Source organism: Kocuria sp. CPCC 205235 (assembly GCF_040980905.1).
Lineage (GTDB): Bacteria > Actinomycetota > Actinomycetes > Actinomycetales > Micrococcaceae > Kocuria > Kocuria carniphila.
In genome coordinates this window covers 110941-127370 of the sequence record NZ_JAVKPR010000001.1, presented here as the reverse complement: position 1 = coordinate 127370, position 16430 = coordinate 110941, and the positions used below count along the sequence as shown (strand labels likewise).

Here is a 16430-nt window from a genome sequence, read left to right as displayed (position 1 = left end):
AAAACGGGACGGTGCGAGCCTATCGGCCTAGCCGAGCTGCGCTTGCAACTCCGGTTCGGCGATCTGCGAGACGAGCCACGGGCTGAACGCGAACGGGGCGCGCTGCACGGCGCCGGCCAGGTCCTGGGGTGAGGCCCACGCGTATTCGGCGACCTCGGACTCCACAGGCTCGGGTTCGAAATCGGTGATCGCCACGAACACCGGGCAGAACTCGTTCTCCACAATCCCGGACGCGTCCGTGGCGCGGTAGCTGAACTCCGGAATCACGGGGGCGATGTCGCGGATCTCCAAACCGAGTTCCTGCTGCGCGCGGCGCGCGATGGCCGCCTCAAAGGGCTCGTCCGGGCCCGGGTGACCGCAGAAGCTGTTGGTCCACACGCCCGGCCAGGTTTTCTTGCTCAGAGCCCGGCGGGTCACCAGGACCTCGCCCTTGGTGTTGAGCACGTGGCACGAGAACGCGAGGTGCAGTGGAGTGTCCTCCGTGTGGACCTCCGACTTGAGCGCGGTGCCGGTGGGCTGGTGCTGGTCATCCAGGAGCACCACGTGCTCCGCGGTGGTCTGCTGGGTCACGATGGGCCGCCTCAAAAGTGGTGTGTTAGGTTCCAGGCAATGGTAGCTGGCAGGTCTCACACGATATGAGGAAACGACGCACGGCACCGCCCCTGCCCATGGACCGCGGGGTGGGTCCCACACGGGTTCGGATGCCGGGGCCGGGCGCACCGGATCCGGTGCTTGTGTCCCTTGGTTCGCTGCCCGCGACCGCTGTTTCGTACGTGACGCAACGCTTCCCAGACAGTGCCGAGTGGTTCGCGGACGAGGTCACGGCAGGTCACGTTCGTTCCGACGACGGCGCGGTGGTCACACCGTCTTCGCCCTACGTTCCTGGCGCTTCGGTGTGGTTCCATCGCCCCATTCCCGACGACGACGCCGCTCCCGTCACCTTGGACGTGCTCTACGAGGACGAGTGGATCATCGCCGTGGACAAGCCGCACGGGCTGTGCAGTACCCCCAAGGGAGAAAACGTGCGTCGTAGCGCGGTGGTGGCCGGGCGAGTGCAGTTCGCCAACGATGAGATTTCCGCACTGCACAGGCTGGACCGTTCCACCGGCGGTGTCCTGTTGCTGTGCAAGCGGCGCGAGGACCGCGGGGCGTTCCACAAGATGTTCGAGGAGCGCTCGGTGTCCAAGACGTATTGGGCAGTGGCTTCGCTCAACGATCGCGTTGGTGCCGAGCCGGTGCGCGTGGAATCTCGGATCAACAAGACGCAGGGGGAGTTGCAGGCCCGCGAGGATCCGGGAGAGGTCAACGCGATCACGGATATCCGGTTGCTGACTTCCTTCTCGGATACGGCTGGTGAGTGGGGGCTCTACGAAGTGCGGCCACTGACCGGGCGTACCCACCAGATCCGTGTGCACATGACGTCATTAGGGCTGCCCTTGCGAGGGGACAAGCTGTACCCGGTGCCACGGGAGGATTTCGACGTGGAGGACCCGGACAACCCCATGCAGTTGATCGCGCGATCCATGACATTCGTGCACCCGATGACGGGGGAGCCGGTGACCATCAATTCACGGCTGACGCCGAGTAGCCATGCGGCGGTGGTTGGGTAGTTGATCTCGCGGCTGCATGGCATCGTCCGTACAAAGTAGAAGGGGGTTCTTCGCGGATGTTATCGATTCTGCTGGCTCTTACTTCTGCGGTTGCCTATGGCGCCAGTGATTTCGTCGGAGGGCTTGCCTCCCGATACTCGCGGGCAATGTCCGTGGTGCTTATTGCGTATCCAGTTTCGTTCATCATCTTTGCTGCGGCGGCACCGTTCGTAGGGCAGCCAATCGAACTGACTTCTCTCCTGTGGGGTGCGGCGTCCGGGGTCGTGATGGCCCTCGCGACCGTGTGGTTCTACTCGGCCATGGCACAGGGGCCGATGAACGTGATTTCGCCCCTGACGGCCGTCATCGTGACGGTGTTGCCCGTGGTGGTGGGACTATTCCTGGGCGAGCAGTTGAGCACGGGGTCCTTGATAGGCGTGGGGTTGGCGGTCGTTGCCGTCCTGCTGGTGAGTCGTGAGCCGCAGCTGCCCTACCCCGCCACACGGCCATTCACGGCGCGAATTGCGTGGCTCACAATCGGAACTGGCGTCGGCATGGCTTTGAGTTTCATCTTCACCAACCAGATCCCCGAAGGAACGGGACTGTGGCCACTCGTCGCGGCCAGGGGAGCTGCCTCGATGGCGATTATCTTGGCAGCTGTGGGATCTAAGCAGCTGGCCCTTCCGCATCGAAAAGCTCTCCTGCTCGCGCTCATGGTTGGTGGGTTTGATGTCATCGCCAACGGAGCAATGCTTTTCGCCTTCCAGGCTGGGTTACTTTCTATCGGCAGTGCACTGATCTCGCTCTATCCCGCCATCACGATCGCCCTTGCAATGCTGGTGCTGCGCGAGAAAACAAGCTTTCCGCAGGTTGTCGGATTGGTCTTGTCTGCCAGTGCGATTCTGACGATCTCGTTGACGCAATAAGCCGGGAGTGCCGGAGCTCGCCGGACAAAGGGCTCTCTTCTCGCGCGCCCGTCGAAATCTTGACGAGATTGTGAGGTTTTCGTGACACGAGCGTTAAGCCAGCGCGGGACTCTGAACGTAGCTTGACCGCCGATGAAACGGGGTCATGGATCTGGCCTACGGGCCCAATTTCGCCGGCGAGCGGCCGGTCATGTTCAGGGGGAAACATGGGTACAACATCACGGGCGGAGATCAGTAGCACGGTAGACGTGGAAAAGTCATTGAAGAGCCGATCCAGAAGGCTGGTCGGAATCGATGCCGCACGAGGGATAGCGTTGGTCGGATTGATGGCTATTCACATCCTGCCCGCCTGGAACGAGAACACGGGAGAGCCAACCCTGAGCTGGAGACTTTTCTCCGGCGATTCCGCCGCGCTGTTTGCTCTGCTAGCAGGCGTCGGTCTGGCGTTGACCTCGGGAGGGACGCACCCGCACGAGGGTAAGAAAATGATCGCCGATCGGATTGGTGTAGCTGTCCGAGCTGTGTTGATTACTGCTCTGGGTCTCTGGATCGGGACCTTGATGCCGGAAGACCCTCCCGCGTACAACATCCTCATTTACTACGGGGTGTTCTTCCTATTGGCCATACCCTTCTTGCATCTCCAAGCGAGAACACTCTTCGTATTTGGGGCGATCTTCGGGATCGGGGCACCTCTGCTCATGCAGAGCTTGCTCAACGACCTGCCAGCATGGAGTTCCTATAACCCAACACTGAGTACCGTTATGGCTGAACCCGCGGCCACGGCATCCCAGCTGTTGCTGACCGGGTCTTATCCTGCCCTGACCTACATGGCGTATTTGCTGGTCGGATTGGGTATCGGTCGTCTGAACCTGCGTAAGACGGAGAACCAGATCTGGCTCTTGGTCGTTGGCATTGGCGCGGCGATCTTTGCCCAGGCCACCTCCTATGTGCTGTTGTACGCGTTGGGTGGTTACCAGCGTTTGCTGGATGCCTCGCACATGGGTGAGGAAGAACTCGCTGAGGTTCTGATTTGGGGGCCAGATTCATTACCGACCTCAACGGTATGGTGGCTCTCCATTGCCACTCCACACAGCAATACCCCTCTGGCGATCGCGGCAAGTCTGGGTGTCAGCATGGCGGTACTCGGTGCCTTGTTGTTGATTGCCCGTAAGGCTGAAGCCTGGCTTCTGCCCCTCACAGCCATGGGGGTAATGACCCTTACCCTTTACACGGCCCACTTAGTGGCTCTGACGTTCGAGGCTCACTACGATCAGCCTTACTTGTGGTATGTCATCCATTTGGCAGTCGCTGCGGCATTCGCCGTGGTTTGGTATCTGAGTTTGGGACAAGGACCACTGGAACGAGTCATCGGACTAGCGGTCAAGGGCGCGCGGCGGATTGTGGTCGGAGGCAACCCCCGTGAGCAGGCCTAATCACGCGCACAATGCGTTAACTGTTTAGCCCTCGAACCAAGCGGCGTGGGAGATGAACCTGGAAGTTGGCGCCGCGACCGGGGCCCTCGCTCGCGGCCTCCACGGTTCCACCGTGGGCTTCTGCAATTGTTTTGCTGATCGCCAGGCCCAACCCGGAGCCACTTCGGTGGGCTTCTCTTCCAACGGGTGCGCGGTAGAAACGCTCAAAAATATGCGGAAGATCTTTCGTGCTGATGCCTTCCCCGGTGTCGGTGACGGAAAACGTGACGGTATCGGGGGTGCACGTAGTGCGGAGAATAACTTCTCCACCAGGAGAGGAATGCCGCACGGCATTTTCGAGCAAGTTTCCGAGGACTTGTTCCATACGAACGGAATCCATGGGAAAGTCGTCGAGTTCGAGTTCGCTGTCCTCCAGAGTTACCAGCACATTTTTCTTTGCGGCTACGGGTTCTACGGCGGCAGCAGCCAGAGCCGCCAGATGCTGAGGGTTTTGGGACGTGAATTGTAGTTGTGTCATTCCTTCTTCAGCTTCAGTGAGCAGACGGATGTCACGGGCCAATCTCTCCAAGCGGGTGATTTGGGCGTAGAGGATGCCCAGGGTGCGCTCGTCGAGTTCGACCACTCCGTCCTCAATTCCCTCTAGGTGCCCCTTGAAGCTGGCCAGTGGTGTTCGCATCTCGTGTGCAAGATCTGTGAGCATTTGTCGGCGGGTGGTGTCCACAGCCGCGAGTTTGGTCGCCATTTCATTGAATGATGAAGCTAAGGATTCGAATTCGGGGCCCAGCTTTGCTGACGTGACACGAACGTCGTAGTTTCCGGAAGCTACCTCCTGCGCGGCGTTACTGAAGGACCCGAGAGACCGACGAATGGCTCGGTAGAGGTAGTACGTGAGCATTCCGGCAATGTAGAGAGCCGGTAGTCCACCTATGGCTAGGGCAGTGAGGCTCACGGACCGGAATGCATCTTCCAGGTGTACTAATCCAGTGGCTTCGTCCGCGTGGCCCGATTCAAGCAGCTCGTGGTAGAACATGGTCGGGCCAATGAGCACTGCGACCACGACCACGATGGCCAATCCAACCAGTAGCACCGTGATCTGGGCCAGCATCAGACGAACCGTTAAAGATCCCCAAGAGCGGGATGTGGCAGTCGCGCTCGCCTCCATCAGCCGTCACCCATGCGATATCCGACTCCGCGCACGGTGCGAATGAACCGAGGGCTTGAAGCATCGTCACCGAGCTTCTTGCGGATTCTGCCGATGTGAACATCCACCAGGTGTGGATCACCTGTCCAGGCTGTGGCCCAGACACTCTCAACCATTTGCCGGCGGGAAATCACCTGATGTGGATGAGTGGCCAGAAGTGCAAGCAACTCGAATTCAGTCCGAGTGAGAAGGACTATTTCTTCGCGTAATAGGACGTCTCGAGTGGCTAGATCGACCTTCAAATCTCCAACGGTTAGTGATTTATCGCTCGATGGAGGGTTGGTAGGACCAGGCGCGGGTTGAGTCTGTGCTCGACGAAGCATGGCTTGGACGCGAGCGACAACTTCGCGAGGGCTGAATGGCTTCGTGACGTAGTCATCGGCACCGACCGAGAGCCCCACGATCTTGTCGACCTCATCATCTCGGGCGGTCAGCATGAGGACGTGACAGTTTGAGAATGAGCGCACCTGTCGGCATACTTCGATGCCATCTATGCCGGGAAGCCCAAGGTCAAGAACCATCACATCCGGTTTGAAGTCATTGACCGCATCAACGGCGGCGTTGCCATCATGACGAACAGTGATGTCCAGATCGGCTCTGAGCAGATAGCGTTCGAGCAGCTGCGCGAGGTCGACATCATCGTCGACCACCAGAACTCGGCCCTTTGAAAGTGGGGACATATGAGTTCCTTTCTGAATTGCTCACCGACTGCCGGGTGATAAAGCCCCAACTAATCGTGGGAAGGTTCACCCGTGAGTTGGTGATCCGTGTGGTTCACGATTTCCCTGACCAGTCGAACCATGTGGCCGTCGGGTACGGAGTAGATCACGTGTCGTCCGTCTTTCTTGGCGTCCACCAGCCCCGAGAAACGCAACTTGGCCAGATGCTGGGAGACTGCGGTTCTGGATGCCCCCGTTGTATCCACTAGCTCCGTCACCGTGTGGGGGCCTTGGGAAAGGTGCCACAACAGATGCAGACGCGTGGGCTCCGCAAGCATGCGCAACGTGGCCGCGGCACTGTCGAGTAATTGTGGCCCCGGAGTCACGGAGTGAATCAGAGAGGGTGTCTTCCGTGTGGACGAAGGATTCTCAGCGGCGGTGTTCACGAGTCCCATCATCCCTTACAGCGGAAATCTCTGCCTGATGAACGGGGCGGGGCCACGTGATGAAAGCTACCGTGGCACCCAGGGTCGCGATGAGCGTCAAAGTAACGGCCGCCCACCCGAGGCCAACTTGGGCTCCGATCCAGCCCGCAGCGGGGTAAGTAATGATGAAGCAGGCGTGGGACAACGAGAACTGGGCGGTGAACACATAAGGCCGAGTGTGTTCGTCGGATGCGTCGCGAAGCACTCTCGCGGAAGGGGTGAGGATCGTGGAGTTCGCTGCGCCCAGCACCACCCACAGGACCAATAGCGTGATCCACCCGGCGGGTGTCTCGATACGGAAGGACAATATCGACGCTGCGATCATTGCAATGGGAATCATCCCGGCGCCCGTGAGCATTACGGTTCGGGTCTCGAAGCGTTCCAGTAGGCGCGGTATGACGAGGGCTATGGCCATCGAGCCGATCCCGTAGGCACCCAAGGCGACTGCCAGGTCCGTCTCGGGGCGTCCTAGGGTCTCACGGACGTACACAACGGTATTTACCAGTACCAAGGCAGTCGGTGCAGCAACCGCCAAATTCAATGCCAAGAGTGACCGCAACCGAGGCGAGGCGAAGAAGATGCGCACTCCCAATGTCGTGCGGTGCCATACCGAGCCTTCGGCACTTGCTGCAGTACGGGAAAGGGGCAGCGCGGTCGTGGCCACCATGAGAGCGGATACAACGAATCCGGCTGCGGTGCCGATGAACAGTTCGTGGTAACTGAAAACAGTGAGCGCGATCGCTGCAGCTGCCGGACTGATCAATGATTCCAAGTCATAGGCCAAGCGCGATAAGGAAAGTGCGTTCGTATAGTCACGTTCCGCCGGCAGCACCGAAGGAATTACCGACTGGAATGCAGGTGTGAATGTCGCCGACGCAGCCTGCAAGAGGAACACCACGATGTAGATCTGCCACACCTCGGCGATGAATGGCAGGCACAGCGCCATGGCTGCCCGAACCAAATCCGCCCCGATCAAAACTGGTTTGGGAGGGAGCTTGGCCACCAGTGCATTGATCACTGGAGAGACTCCTACGTAGGCAATCATCTTGATGGTCAGGGCGGTGCCGAGCACTGCGCCTGAATGTGCCCCGGCCAGGTCGAAGGCCAACAAACCCAGGGCAACAGTGAGCAGACCGGTACCCAGCAAGGCCACCACCTGGGCCGTGAACAAGTGCCTGTAGGTGCGATTCCTCAAGACTGCGAGCAAGAGACTGACCTCATCTGTGCATATGTGCGTACGTGTGCACATTAAACGTACGACTGAGCTCCCGCCCTGTCAACGTCAAGGTGATGGGGGAAATCTCCCGGGAATGCGATTTTTCATTTACATGTAATCGATAACAACAACATAACGTCAATCTGTGTAGTATCAATGGTGGATCTTCCCCCAGCCACCTCCCGGTGGACGGTGCTCTTCTTTTTGAACCGCTTCTTTGACGCAGGGTTTCCGCGCGCAATTTCGTCTGGTCCTTAGATGACCCTGCGCGCTTCCCTGCGCCCGACGACGAAATGGCCCGATACTGATGTTCAAGTACCGCACCCCCAAACACGCCGCCCTCAAACAAAAATCGAGCAACCGACTGCTCGCATCGGCGACTGCCGCATGCATCATGATCGGCGGTCTGACGACCACAGTTCCCGCGAACGCCGCCCCCAACGACATCGTGTCTGTGTCTGCTTCAACCCGAGCAGCTGATGCACAGAACATGCTCAATCAAATCAATGCCCACCGTGCATCCAAGGGTTTGGCTCCGGTGAAGTATTCGGCGAGTCTGTCCGGCATCGCCCAGGGGCAGTCCAACCGACTTGTCCAGCAGGAAGTCATCAATCACAGCAATACCTTCATGACCGATCCGCGTGCCTCCGGTTACAACGCGGTGGGAGAAATCCACGCTCTTTCGTACCGGAACTCGGTTACTGACCTTGTGCAGTGGTGGAAAGGATCTCACGGCCATAACAAGGTGCTGACCGATCCGAAGATGAAGGTCATCGGTATTGGGCTGACTCACGTGGATGGTTCTCTGTCCCGCACCGGATCCGGGTGGCGACTGGTGGGCACCGTGGTGTCCTATGGATTCCCGCAAGGTAAGGGTCCGAAGGACGTATCCAGCACCGTGTCGGGAAGTCTTCTCGGAGGTGTCGCGACACAATCCAATAAAACGACCCCCTCGTACTCAACGGCCCCGCAAACCATCGGTGGTTACACCCTCAAGGGCGCTATCAAGGCTCGCCATAGTGCCCTGGGTGGAACCGGCGTGGTCGGAACCCCAACGATGAACGAACGTGGCGGTCTGATCAACGGCGGCGTTTACCAAAGCTTCCGCAATTCCCGAGGCGCGGTTCACAAGATTCTGTGGTCGCCTGCAACTGGCGCTCGCGCGGTCCTCGAGACTGGCGCGATTGGAAACGCTTGGAAGAAGGCCGGATACGAGCGCGGTTGGGGCTACCCCACCACGGACGAATACCGGGTCGGTACCGAGGTGCAGCAACGATTCTCCAACGGCTATGTGGCCCACTGGTCCTCGGTGACAGGTCGGACGTGGGTCACTCGCTGACCAATCAACTCAAGATTCGGAAAGAACGGGCCTCAGTTACGCTGTAGGTCCGTTCTTTTGTCCGGTTTACTAGCTCACGATGTCCCTTGAGGAGCCGCAGTGATCACAGCGCTCGTGATTACCGCGCTGTCCGGATATGGCCTCTACGTGGTGGGGTCGGAAGCCGGAGTGGGTGGATTCGCCTTTGTTCTGACCACCACTTTGGTGTCCTTCGGCGGAGCGTTTTTCGTCGGAGATAAGCTCCGTCAGGCACTCCCAGATTCGTTGTTCCACGTCAGTGATCGGATGAATCGGATCGTCAAAGCGCTGGGTGTTGACCACTTCAACCGTTTCCTGCATTTCATCCGGTGGAACCGCGTTGCACTCTCGCTGAGGCCTCCGCTCGGGACGCGCCGACCACCGGAAGAACTCCTTGCCTCTGTCAGGTCCAACGCTGTGGCGCACACGTGGGGAGCAGCAGTTCATCTGGTCGCCTCGTCAATCGCAGCCCTGGCCTCGCTGCCTGCCGCGCTCTGGATCTTTGGGCTCGGCCTACTCCTGCATGTGTATCCGGTCCTACTCCAGGTGCGAACCCACTGGCGGCTACAACGCCTTCAGGAGCTGTCCCGCAGTCGTTAGTTGTGGGGCGGCAGGTCTGCGCGATCCACGTGGTTCCGAGGCGGTTGCCTCACCTGGTGCTCCCGACATAACCGGTTCGCGTCACGAATCCTCGCCCTGGCACCTCGGGCACCACGCAATTTGCCGTAGGTGCTGGACCGCGGACGGATCGCAGGGCTCGGTAATGGATGGGGCGGCGTCGTCGATCTCGCCGCGCTTGAGGCGCGTGCCGCAGCGGCGGCACGGTTGGTCGTAGTGGCCGTAGGCCCAGAAGAGCGGGCGCCCGGTTGCAGGGTGGCCCACCGTGGAGCGCAGCGGGCGGTCGCGATTCAGGTTGAGCAGCTTGTGCGCCAGCTTCACGATCTCGGTGAGCTTTGCATCCGCAAGGGAACCGACGGGCGCCCAGGGGTTGGTGCGCGTCATGAACAGCACCTCCACCCGGTACACGTTGCCGATACCCGCGAGGTTCCTCTGGTCCATCAGTGCCGTGCCGATCGCGCGATCCGGTTGAGCCTGCAGCCTGCGCAGCGCTTCGTTCAGGTCCCAGTCGGGGCCAAGGATGTCCGGACCCAGATAGCCCACGAGTTCCTGGTCTTCGAGTCGCGTGGGTACCAGTCGTACGTCCTTCACGTCGTAACCAATCGCGTCCACGGCGGCCGTGCGCAGGATCGCGCGGATCGTGTGCGAACCCTGCCCGATCGACACGTCCGCGCTCAGCGGGGTGCGAGCCTCCGCGCGGGAGCGCACGCTGGCGTAGCGGCGGTACGGCTGCCGTCCCCGCTTCCCACGAGCCGCCGGGGACGTCCCGGCCGACGACGCCGCACGCGCCCCTGATCCGCGTTCCGCACCATCTCGAGGCGTCCCGGCCCGCTCGAACACCCGCCACGTTCCATCCATCATGAGGTGCGAGTGCAGGGTCAGTGCTTCGGCGCCGGCCTTCAGGTCGTCCGCATTGGGGGCCTCGGACAGCCGGATCAGAATGTGCTTACCCCGTGGCACCACGTCCACCACCGTGCGCCCGGACAGGTCAGTGGTCGCCAGCGCGGCCACGCGTAGATCCGAGGACTCCAGCACCTGCCCCTGCAGGGCCGCGCGCAGCATCTTGCACTGCCGGTAAACGGAATCACCCTCTGGCATGGGCGCTCACCCGCTCACCGGTGCGCGCATGCGGACCCCGCGCGGCGTCTGGTAGAAGCCTCCGGACAGCAGCCCCTCGCGAATCGCGGTCACCATTTCTACCGATGAGAGCACGGATTCACCGTTGACCTTCTCGACCACGAGCGAGTCCACGGCGCGACGCTGCACGAGTCCGGCCACGGCTTGGGCGGCCATGCGCAGCTCAGGCTCGGATGCCGTGAACGCGAGCGCGGTCTTGCCGCCACGTTCCAGGTACAGCACCAGGTCGCCGTCCACGAGCACCACGATGGCGCCGGCCTTTCGACCCGGGCGGTGCTTGGTCGAGGATTCCAAGGCCACGGCGTCCGGCCAGTCCAGTGCGGCACCGTACGGGTTGGCCGGGTCGGTGGCCGCCAGCGCGAGCACCTGCGGTTCTGGCGCACGCACCGAATCGTCCTCGGAAAAACTGCGCAAAATATCAACCGTTGCCGGCTGTGTGAATTGTGCTGCGCCCAGTCCTTCGATGAAGTAGCCGCGTCGCGCCCGGCCAGCATCCTCCAGGGCGCGCAGCACCTTGTAGACGGTCGCGAACCCTCCCGGTACGTCCTCCACGGCCACTGGGCCGCGCGTGAGAATTCCGTAGCGATCGAGCAACAGCTCGGCCTGCGCCTGAGCCCGCACCGTTGCGTTGAGCGGTTCAGGTCGCAGGACGGACCAGCGCCCGGCTGTGGTGCGTTCCTCCGAACCACCCTGGGCCCGCACCACGCGCCCGCCGGACTCCGCCCCGGAAACCCCCATGCCCGACGTCGCCCCCGGCCGGGACAGCCCACGCAGCCGGGCCGCGCCTCGTCGGCCGGCCGCGCGTGACCGGGCCGGTCGCTTGGGAGTCTTGTGCGAGGAATGCCCACCGGCCATCAGCGCGCGCACCGGCGCATACGTGTCATTAGTGATGAGCCCGGCCCACAACAGATTCCACAACGCGGTTCGCAGTTCGGGCATCCCTACAGTCAGCCCCGCTTGGGACAACGGCTTGATCAGCTGCCACGCGAAGTATGCGCCGCCGCTCTGCAGGACCGCGAGGACGTGCTTTTCCAGCTCGGAATCCAATTCGGAGGCTGCAACCTGCAGTTTCTCGATCGGCGGCAGGGACAGTTCCGCGGACTCCGCTAGATGGAAGGCGACCCAACCGTCTTCACCACCCAGCGATCCGGCACCGGAGAACAACACCTCACCCGTTGCCATGAGTTCATCAAGCATGCCGGGGCGGTAATCCACCACGCGCTGGGCCAACACGAGCGGTTCCCACGCAGAGGCCGGAATCGGGACCCCCGCGAGCTGATCGATCACGGTCAGCACGCCGTCCAGCCCGCGCAGCTGATGCCCCTTGACCGCATGCTGCCAAGCCGGCAGGAACTTGGCGTAAATGCTGGGCGCCACCGGTTCCACGTCTTCGCGCAACGCGGCGAGCGAGCGGCGTCGTAGGGTGCGCAGCACCTCGACATCGCACCATTCCGAGTCCGACGCCGCCGGGTCGCCACTCGGCCGGAACGCACCCTCGCTCACCCGGCGCTGTTTGCCCAAGGCCCGCAGCGCGGATTCGACCACGGCCGGACCCAGATGCAGTGCCGTAGCGGCCTCGACCACGCTGAACGGGCCGTGCGTGCGTGCGTAACGGGAGACCAGGTCGCCCACGGGGTCGGCCACGGGTTCCAGGAAGGTGAGCGGTACGCCCATGGGCAAAGGAATACCCAGGGCATCACGCATGCGGGCGGCATCTTCCACCGCGCAGTAGACCTCAGTGCCTCCCACGCGCATGATGATGGCGCGGTTGGTGCTGACCAACTGATCCAGCAGTGCCCTGGCGTTGGACTCGCTCAGGTGCTGGTCGTCGGTCTCCAACGATTCCTGTGGGCGCAAGCGCAGAGCGGCCTCGGTGGGCGTCATGGGGCCGAGCAGGCGCAGCAGGTCGGCCGCTCCCTCCACCCCTCGCAAGCGGCGATCCGGAGCCAGCCGCTGCAGTTGAGCCACCATCTGCTCGATGACCTCTTGATCCAACAGTTCCCGCAGCTCGGCCCGGCCCAACAGCTCGTTGAGCAGCGCCGGATCCAACGACAGCGCGGCGGCCTTGCGCTCGGCCAGCGGGGAATCGCCCTCATAGAGGAACTGCGCGACATATCCGAACAGCAGGGTGCGCGCGAAAGGAGAGGGGGTATCGGTGGTGGTCTCGACCATGCGTAGTTTCCGCCCGGCCAGCTCGCGCTGCAATCGAAGGAGCGCGGGCAAGTCATAGACGTCCTGCAGGCACTCACGCACGGTTTCCAGGATCACGGGGAACTGCGGATACTTGCGGGCCACGTCCAACAACTGCGCTGAGCGCTGGCGTTGCTGCCACAGCGGCGTGCGCTTGCCGGGATCGCTGCGGGGCAGCAGCAGGGCGCGGGCGGCGTTCTCGCGGAACCGGGACGCGAACAGCGCGGAACCGCCCACTTCCTCGGTCACGGTGTGTTCGAGTTCGTTCGGGTCGAAAAGGAACAGCTCCGCACCGGGCGGTTCCTCGTCCGTGGCGGGTACGCGCAGCACGATGCCGTCGTCACCGGCCTGGGACGCGGCGTCGAGACCCCAGCGTTCTTCCAGGCGAGCGCCCACGGCCAGGGCCCAGGGCGCGTGCACCGGCTTACCGAACGGGCTGTGCAGCACCACGCGCCAGTCGCCCAGCTCGTCGCGGAAGCGCTCGACCACCAGCGTGCGGTCGTCGGGGATGTGTTCGGTGGACTGCCGTTGCTCGTTTAGGTACGCGATGAGGTTGTCTTGCGCCCATTCGTCAAGCCCCGCGGCGGTCAGGCGTTCGCGGGCGGTCTCCTGCGACGCCCCTCCGATCTCGCGTGTAAAACTGCCGACGGCGCGCCCCAGTTCCATCGGCCGGCCCAGGCCGTCGCCGTGCCAGAAGGGCAGCTTGCCGGGGACACCCGGGGCAGGGGAGACCACCACTCGGTCGTGGGTGATGTCCTCGATCCGCCAGCTGGAGGCACCCAGGGCAATGATGTCCCCCACGCGGGATTCGTAGACCATCTCCTCGTCGAGTTCGCCCACGCGCTTGGGGTTCTTGCCGTCCTGATCACCCACCAGGAACACGGGGAACAGACCGCGGTCCGGGATGGTGCCGCCGGAGGTCACAGCCAACCGCAGTGCTCCAGGGCGTGCCTGCAAGGTGCCGGTTTCGCGGTCCCACACCACTCGAGGACGCAGATGGGCGAACTCGTCGGACGGGTAGCGCCCGGCGAGAAGATCCAGCACGGCGTCGTAGGCCGACCGCGGCAGATGACGGAACGGCGCGGAACGGCGGAGTGTGTCGAACCAAGCCTCCACATCCACGTCCTCGGCAGCCGCGGCGGAAATCGTGTGCTGGGCCAGGATGTCCAACGGATTGGCGGGGATCGCGAGCGGCTCCAACCGCCCGGCCAGCATCTGCTCGGAAATCACCGCAGCATCGCGCACGTCGCCGCGGTGCTTGGGGTACATGCGCCCGATCGAGATCTCCCCCACTTGGTGCCCTGCGCGCCCCACACGCTGCAAACCCGAGGACGCCGAGGGCGGTGACTCCACCTGGATCACCAGATCCACGTGTCCCATGTCGATACCCAGTTCCAAGGAGGAAGTCGCAACCACGCAACGCAGCCGACCCGTCTTGAGGTCCTCCTCGATCAAGCTGCGCTGGTCCTTGGACACCGAACCGTGGTGCGCGCGAGCCAGCACAGAGGTGGCGCCCTCGAAGCGGTTGTGCTGGCGGGAGATGTCCGCGAACTCGCCGGTGGTGTCGGCATCAGCGGCGGCAATCGATTCGGACTCGTCGGCCCCTTCCGAACCGGAGGGCGCGTTGTTGACCCGGAACTCGTGAATCTCGTTGAGCCGCGCGGTGAGCTTCTCGGCCAGCCCGCGCGAGTTCGCGAACACAATGGTGGAACGGTGCTGCTCCACCAGATCCACGATTCGTTCCTCCACGTGCGGCCAGATCGAAGCGGTCGCCTGGTAGTCGGAGGCCTCCAGATTCGCGTCGATGCTCGCCGAATCCACCGAGGACGGGGGCGCCGATGCCCCACCCAACGCCGTCATGTCCGGAATCGGCACGGACACCGTGAGATCCCAGTCCTTCTCGGACGGCGGCCGCACCACGCTCACCGGCTGAGAACCGCCCAGAAAACCGGCCACGGTGTCCACAGGCTCCACGGTCGCGGACAAGCCGATGCGCTGGACGGGTTCCTCCAGCAGGTCGTCGAGCCGCTCCAGGCTCACCGCAAGGTGCGCGCCACGTTTGGTGCCGGCCACCGCGTGCACCTCGTCGATGATCACGGTCTTCACGTGCCGCAGCGTCTCCCGCGCCTTGGACGTGAGCATCAGGTACAACGACTCAGGAGTGGTGATCAGGATGTCCGGCGGGTGGGCCAGCAGCGCTCGCCGGGTGGCTTGCGGAGTGTCACCGGAACGCACGCCCACGGAGATATCCGGAGGGGTAATCCCGGCGGCCTTGGCAGCCTGGGTGATCCCGATCAGCGGCGCACGGAGATTGCGCTCCACATCCACGCCCAGGGCCTTGAGCGGGGAAATGTAGAGCACCGTGGTGTGCTCCTCGGCCTTCGCCGGCGACGCCGCCCGCTTGGCTTTCGCGCGCAGGTCCACCTCGGTGCCAGGAAGGGGGTCCTGCCCTGTGCCGGGTGATTGTCGGGCGGCAGCCTTGGTTTCAGGGGTGCCCCCACCCGCTGAGTCGGATGCGGGGAGGCCGCCCCCGGAAGGCCCGGCAGCGGCGTCGTCGGTGGTGTCGGAGGGACGGGAGATGAGCTGGTCGATGGCCCACAGGAAGGCCGCGAGGGTCTTACCCGAGCCGGTGGGGGCGACCACCAGGGCGTGGCGGCCCGCCGCAATGGCCTCCCACGCGCCGCGCTGGGCGGCGGTGGGACCGCTGAATGCGGCGTCGAACCACGTGGCCGTCGCCGAGGAGAAGAGTTTTAGGGACGGGTCAAGACCCAAAACCACGCACCTGAAGTTGGTCGATCTTGGGGTTGCCGCAGGCCTCGCCGGGGTAGCTCAGGAGCAGGGACTGGTGGCTACCCGGCGGGTAGACGCGGAATCCGTCGGCCTGCTGAGGGTTGCACAGCTGGCCGATGGCCCCCGGCTGGGTGATTTTCAGAGGCGCGGAAGCGGACTGCCCAGGCTGCAGGGTGACTGCCGTGCCGGCCAGGGCACCGTCACGGGCTGCCGGGGCACCCACGGTGCCGCCGTTCTGGTCAACGAAAGACACACCCGGGTACCCGTGGAGCACGCACGGCTCGTTACCGGTGTTGGTGAGGTTCACGGAGGCGAGCACCGATCCCGCAGCGCCCTGATTGGGGGTCACGTTCCCGGACAGCTGGGACACGCTGCACGCGCCCGCCTGTGCGCCGGGCTTGCTCTGGCCGTCCGTGGCGGGCGGGGTGAACGGGGTTGCCGGGGGCATTCCCAATTCGGGGGCCGACGCCGTGCGCTCGGGTTCCGGAGCGGCGGGGCCTTCGGGTGCAGCTGCGGTTTCCTCGGGTGCTGCGACCGGCGTGTCTTCCGAGGTCTCGGACGCTTCCGCCGCCGACTCGGTGGGCTCAGGGCTAACCTGTGCGGACGGCGATTCCGAACGCGTCTCCGACGTCGTTGCCGAAGGTGACGCGGAGGGCGTGGCACTCACCGACGCGGACGGAGACTGCGTGGCTGATTGCTCGTCGGCGGCGGTGTCCCCACCGCCGCCACAAGCGGACAAGAACAACACGGCGGCCAGGCCGGTTGCGATCATGACGGGACGGGTACCGGTGCGGGTGCTCTGGGGGGCGAGCGTGATTCTCCTCATAGC

General features: G+C 63.2%; 13 protein-coding genes. 5 read left to right on the top strand and 8 right to left on the bottom strand.

Annotation, left to right across the window (positions count from 1 at the left end):
* Window positions 1–27 precede the first annotated feature (27 nt).
* Complete coding sequence (gene idi / locus RF638_RS00600) at window positions 28–570, bottom strand: isopentenyl-diphosphate Delta-isomerase (RefSeq protein ID WP_344224912.1); 543 nt, start codon at window positions 568–570, stop codon at window positions 28–30.
* 65 nt (window positions 571–635) lie between these two features.
* Between idi and RF638_RS00595 the strand changes: the two genes are divergently transcribed.
* The 3 genes from RF638_RS00595 (at window position 636) to RF638_RS00585 (ending at window position 3948) form a co-directional block, all read left to right on the top strand.
* Window positions 636–1610: a pseudouridine synthase gene (locus RF638_RS00595; RefSeq protein WP_368841208.1), complete on the top strand. Its 975-nt coding sequence runs from the start codon at window positions 636–638 to the stop codon at window positions 1608–1610.
* A 56-nt stretch (window positions 1611–1666) separates the two neighbouring features.
* Window positions 1667–2515, top strand: a complete 849-nt coding sequence (locus RF638_RS00590; protein ID WP_368841207.1) for an EamA family transporter — start codon at window positions 1667–1669, stop codon at window positions 2513–2515.
* A 248-nt stretch (window positions 2516–2763) separates the two neighbouring features.
* Window positions 2764–3948 (top strand): heparan-alpha-glucosaminide N-acetyltransferase domain-containing protein, encoded by a 1185-nt coding sequence (locus tag RF638_RS00585; protein WP_368841206.1) that lies wholly within the window; start codon window positions 2764–2766, stop codon window positions 3946–3948.
* A gap of 16 nt (window positions 3949–3964) precedes the next feature.
* Here the strand turns inward: RF638_RS00585 and RF638_RS00580 are convergent, their stop codons facing one another.
* From RF638_RS00580 to RF638_RS00565, 4 genes are all read right to left on the bottom strand, one after another.
* Window positions 3965–4843, bottom strand: a complete 879-nt coding sequence (locus tag RF638_RS00580) for an ATP-binding protein (RefSeq protein ID WP_368841205.1) — start codon at window positions 4841–4843, stop codon at window positions 3965–3967.
* Window positions 4844–5109: 266 nt separating this feature from the next.
* Window positions 5110–5829 carry a response regulator gene (locus tag RF638_RS00575; RefSeq protein WP_368841204.1) on the bottom strand — a complete coding sequence of 240 codons (720 nt, stop codon included), beginning with the start codon at window positions 5827–5829 and terminating at the stop codon, window positions 5110–5112.
* Window positions 5830–5879: 50 nt separating this feature from the next.
* Complete coding sequence (locus RF638_RS00570) at window positions 5880–6263, bottom strand: ArsR/SmtB family transcription factor (protein ID WP_368841272.1); 384 nt, start codon at window positions 6261–6263, stop codon at window positions 5880–5882.
* Entirely contained in the window at window positions 6238–7488 is a 1251-nt protein-coding gene (locus RF638_RS00565) for an MFS transporter (RefSeq protein ID WP_368841203.1), read from the bottom strand. Before RF638_RS00565 ends, RF638_RS00570 begins: the two co-directional genes overlap by 26 nt.
* A gap of 328 nt (window positions 7489–7816) precedes the next feature.
* Here RF638_RS00565 and RF638_RS00560 point away from each other — a divergent pair, with 328 nt between their 5' ends.
* Window positions 7817–8848: a CAP domain-containing protein gene (locus tag RF638_RS00560; RefSeq protein WP_368841202.1), complete on the top strand. Its 1032-nt coding sequence runs from the start codon at window positions 7817–7819 to the stop codon at window positions 8846–8848.
* Between the two features lie 99 nt (window positions 8849–8947).
* Entirely contained in the window at window positions 8948–9466 is a 519-nt protein-coding gene (locus RF638_RS00555) for a hypothetical protein (protein ID WP_368841201.1), read from the top strand.
* Window positions 9467–9547: 81 nt separating this feature from the next.
* On the opposite strand, the gene RF638_RS00550 is transcribed toward RF638_RS00555, so the two are convergent.
* Genes RF638_RS00550 through RF638_RS00540 form a run of 3 tightly spaced genes read right to left on the bottom strand, consistent with a single transcriptional unit; the run spans window position 9548 to window position 16427 of the window.
* Entirely contained in the window at window positions 9548–10582 is a 1035-nt protein-coding gene (locus RF638_RS00550) for a DNA-formamidopyrimidine glycosylase family protein (RefSeq protein WP_368841200.1), read from the bottom strand.
* 6 nt (window positions 10583–10588) lie between these two features.
* A complete protein-coding gene (locus tag RF638_RS00545; RefSeq protein WP_368841271.1) occupies window positions 10589–15583 on the bottom strand; it encodes an ATP-dependent helicase in 4995 nt (1664 codons plus the stop codon).
* The gene (locus tag RF638_RS00540; RefSeq protein WP_368841199.1) at window positions 15573–16427 is read right to left on the bottom strand and encodes a DUF4232 domain-containing protein; all 855 of its coding nucleotides are present in this window, start codon (window positions 16425–16427) and stop codon (window positions 15573–15575) included. Before RF638_RS00540 ends, RF638_RS00545 begins: the two co-directional genes overlap by 11 nt.
* Window positions 16428–16430 lie beyond the last annotated feature (3 nt).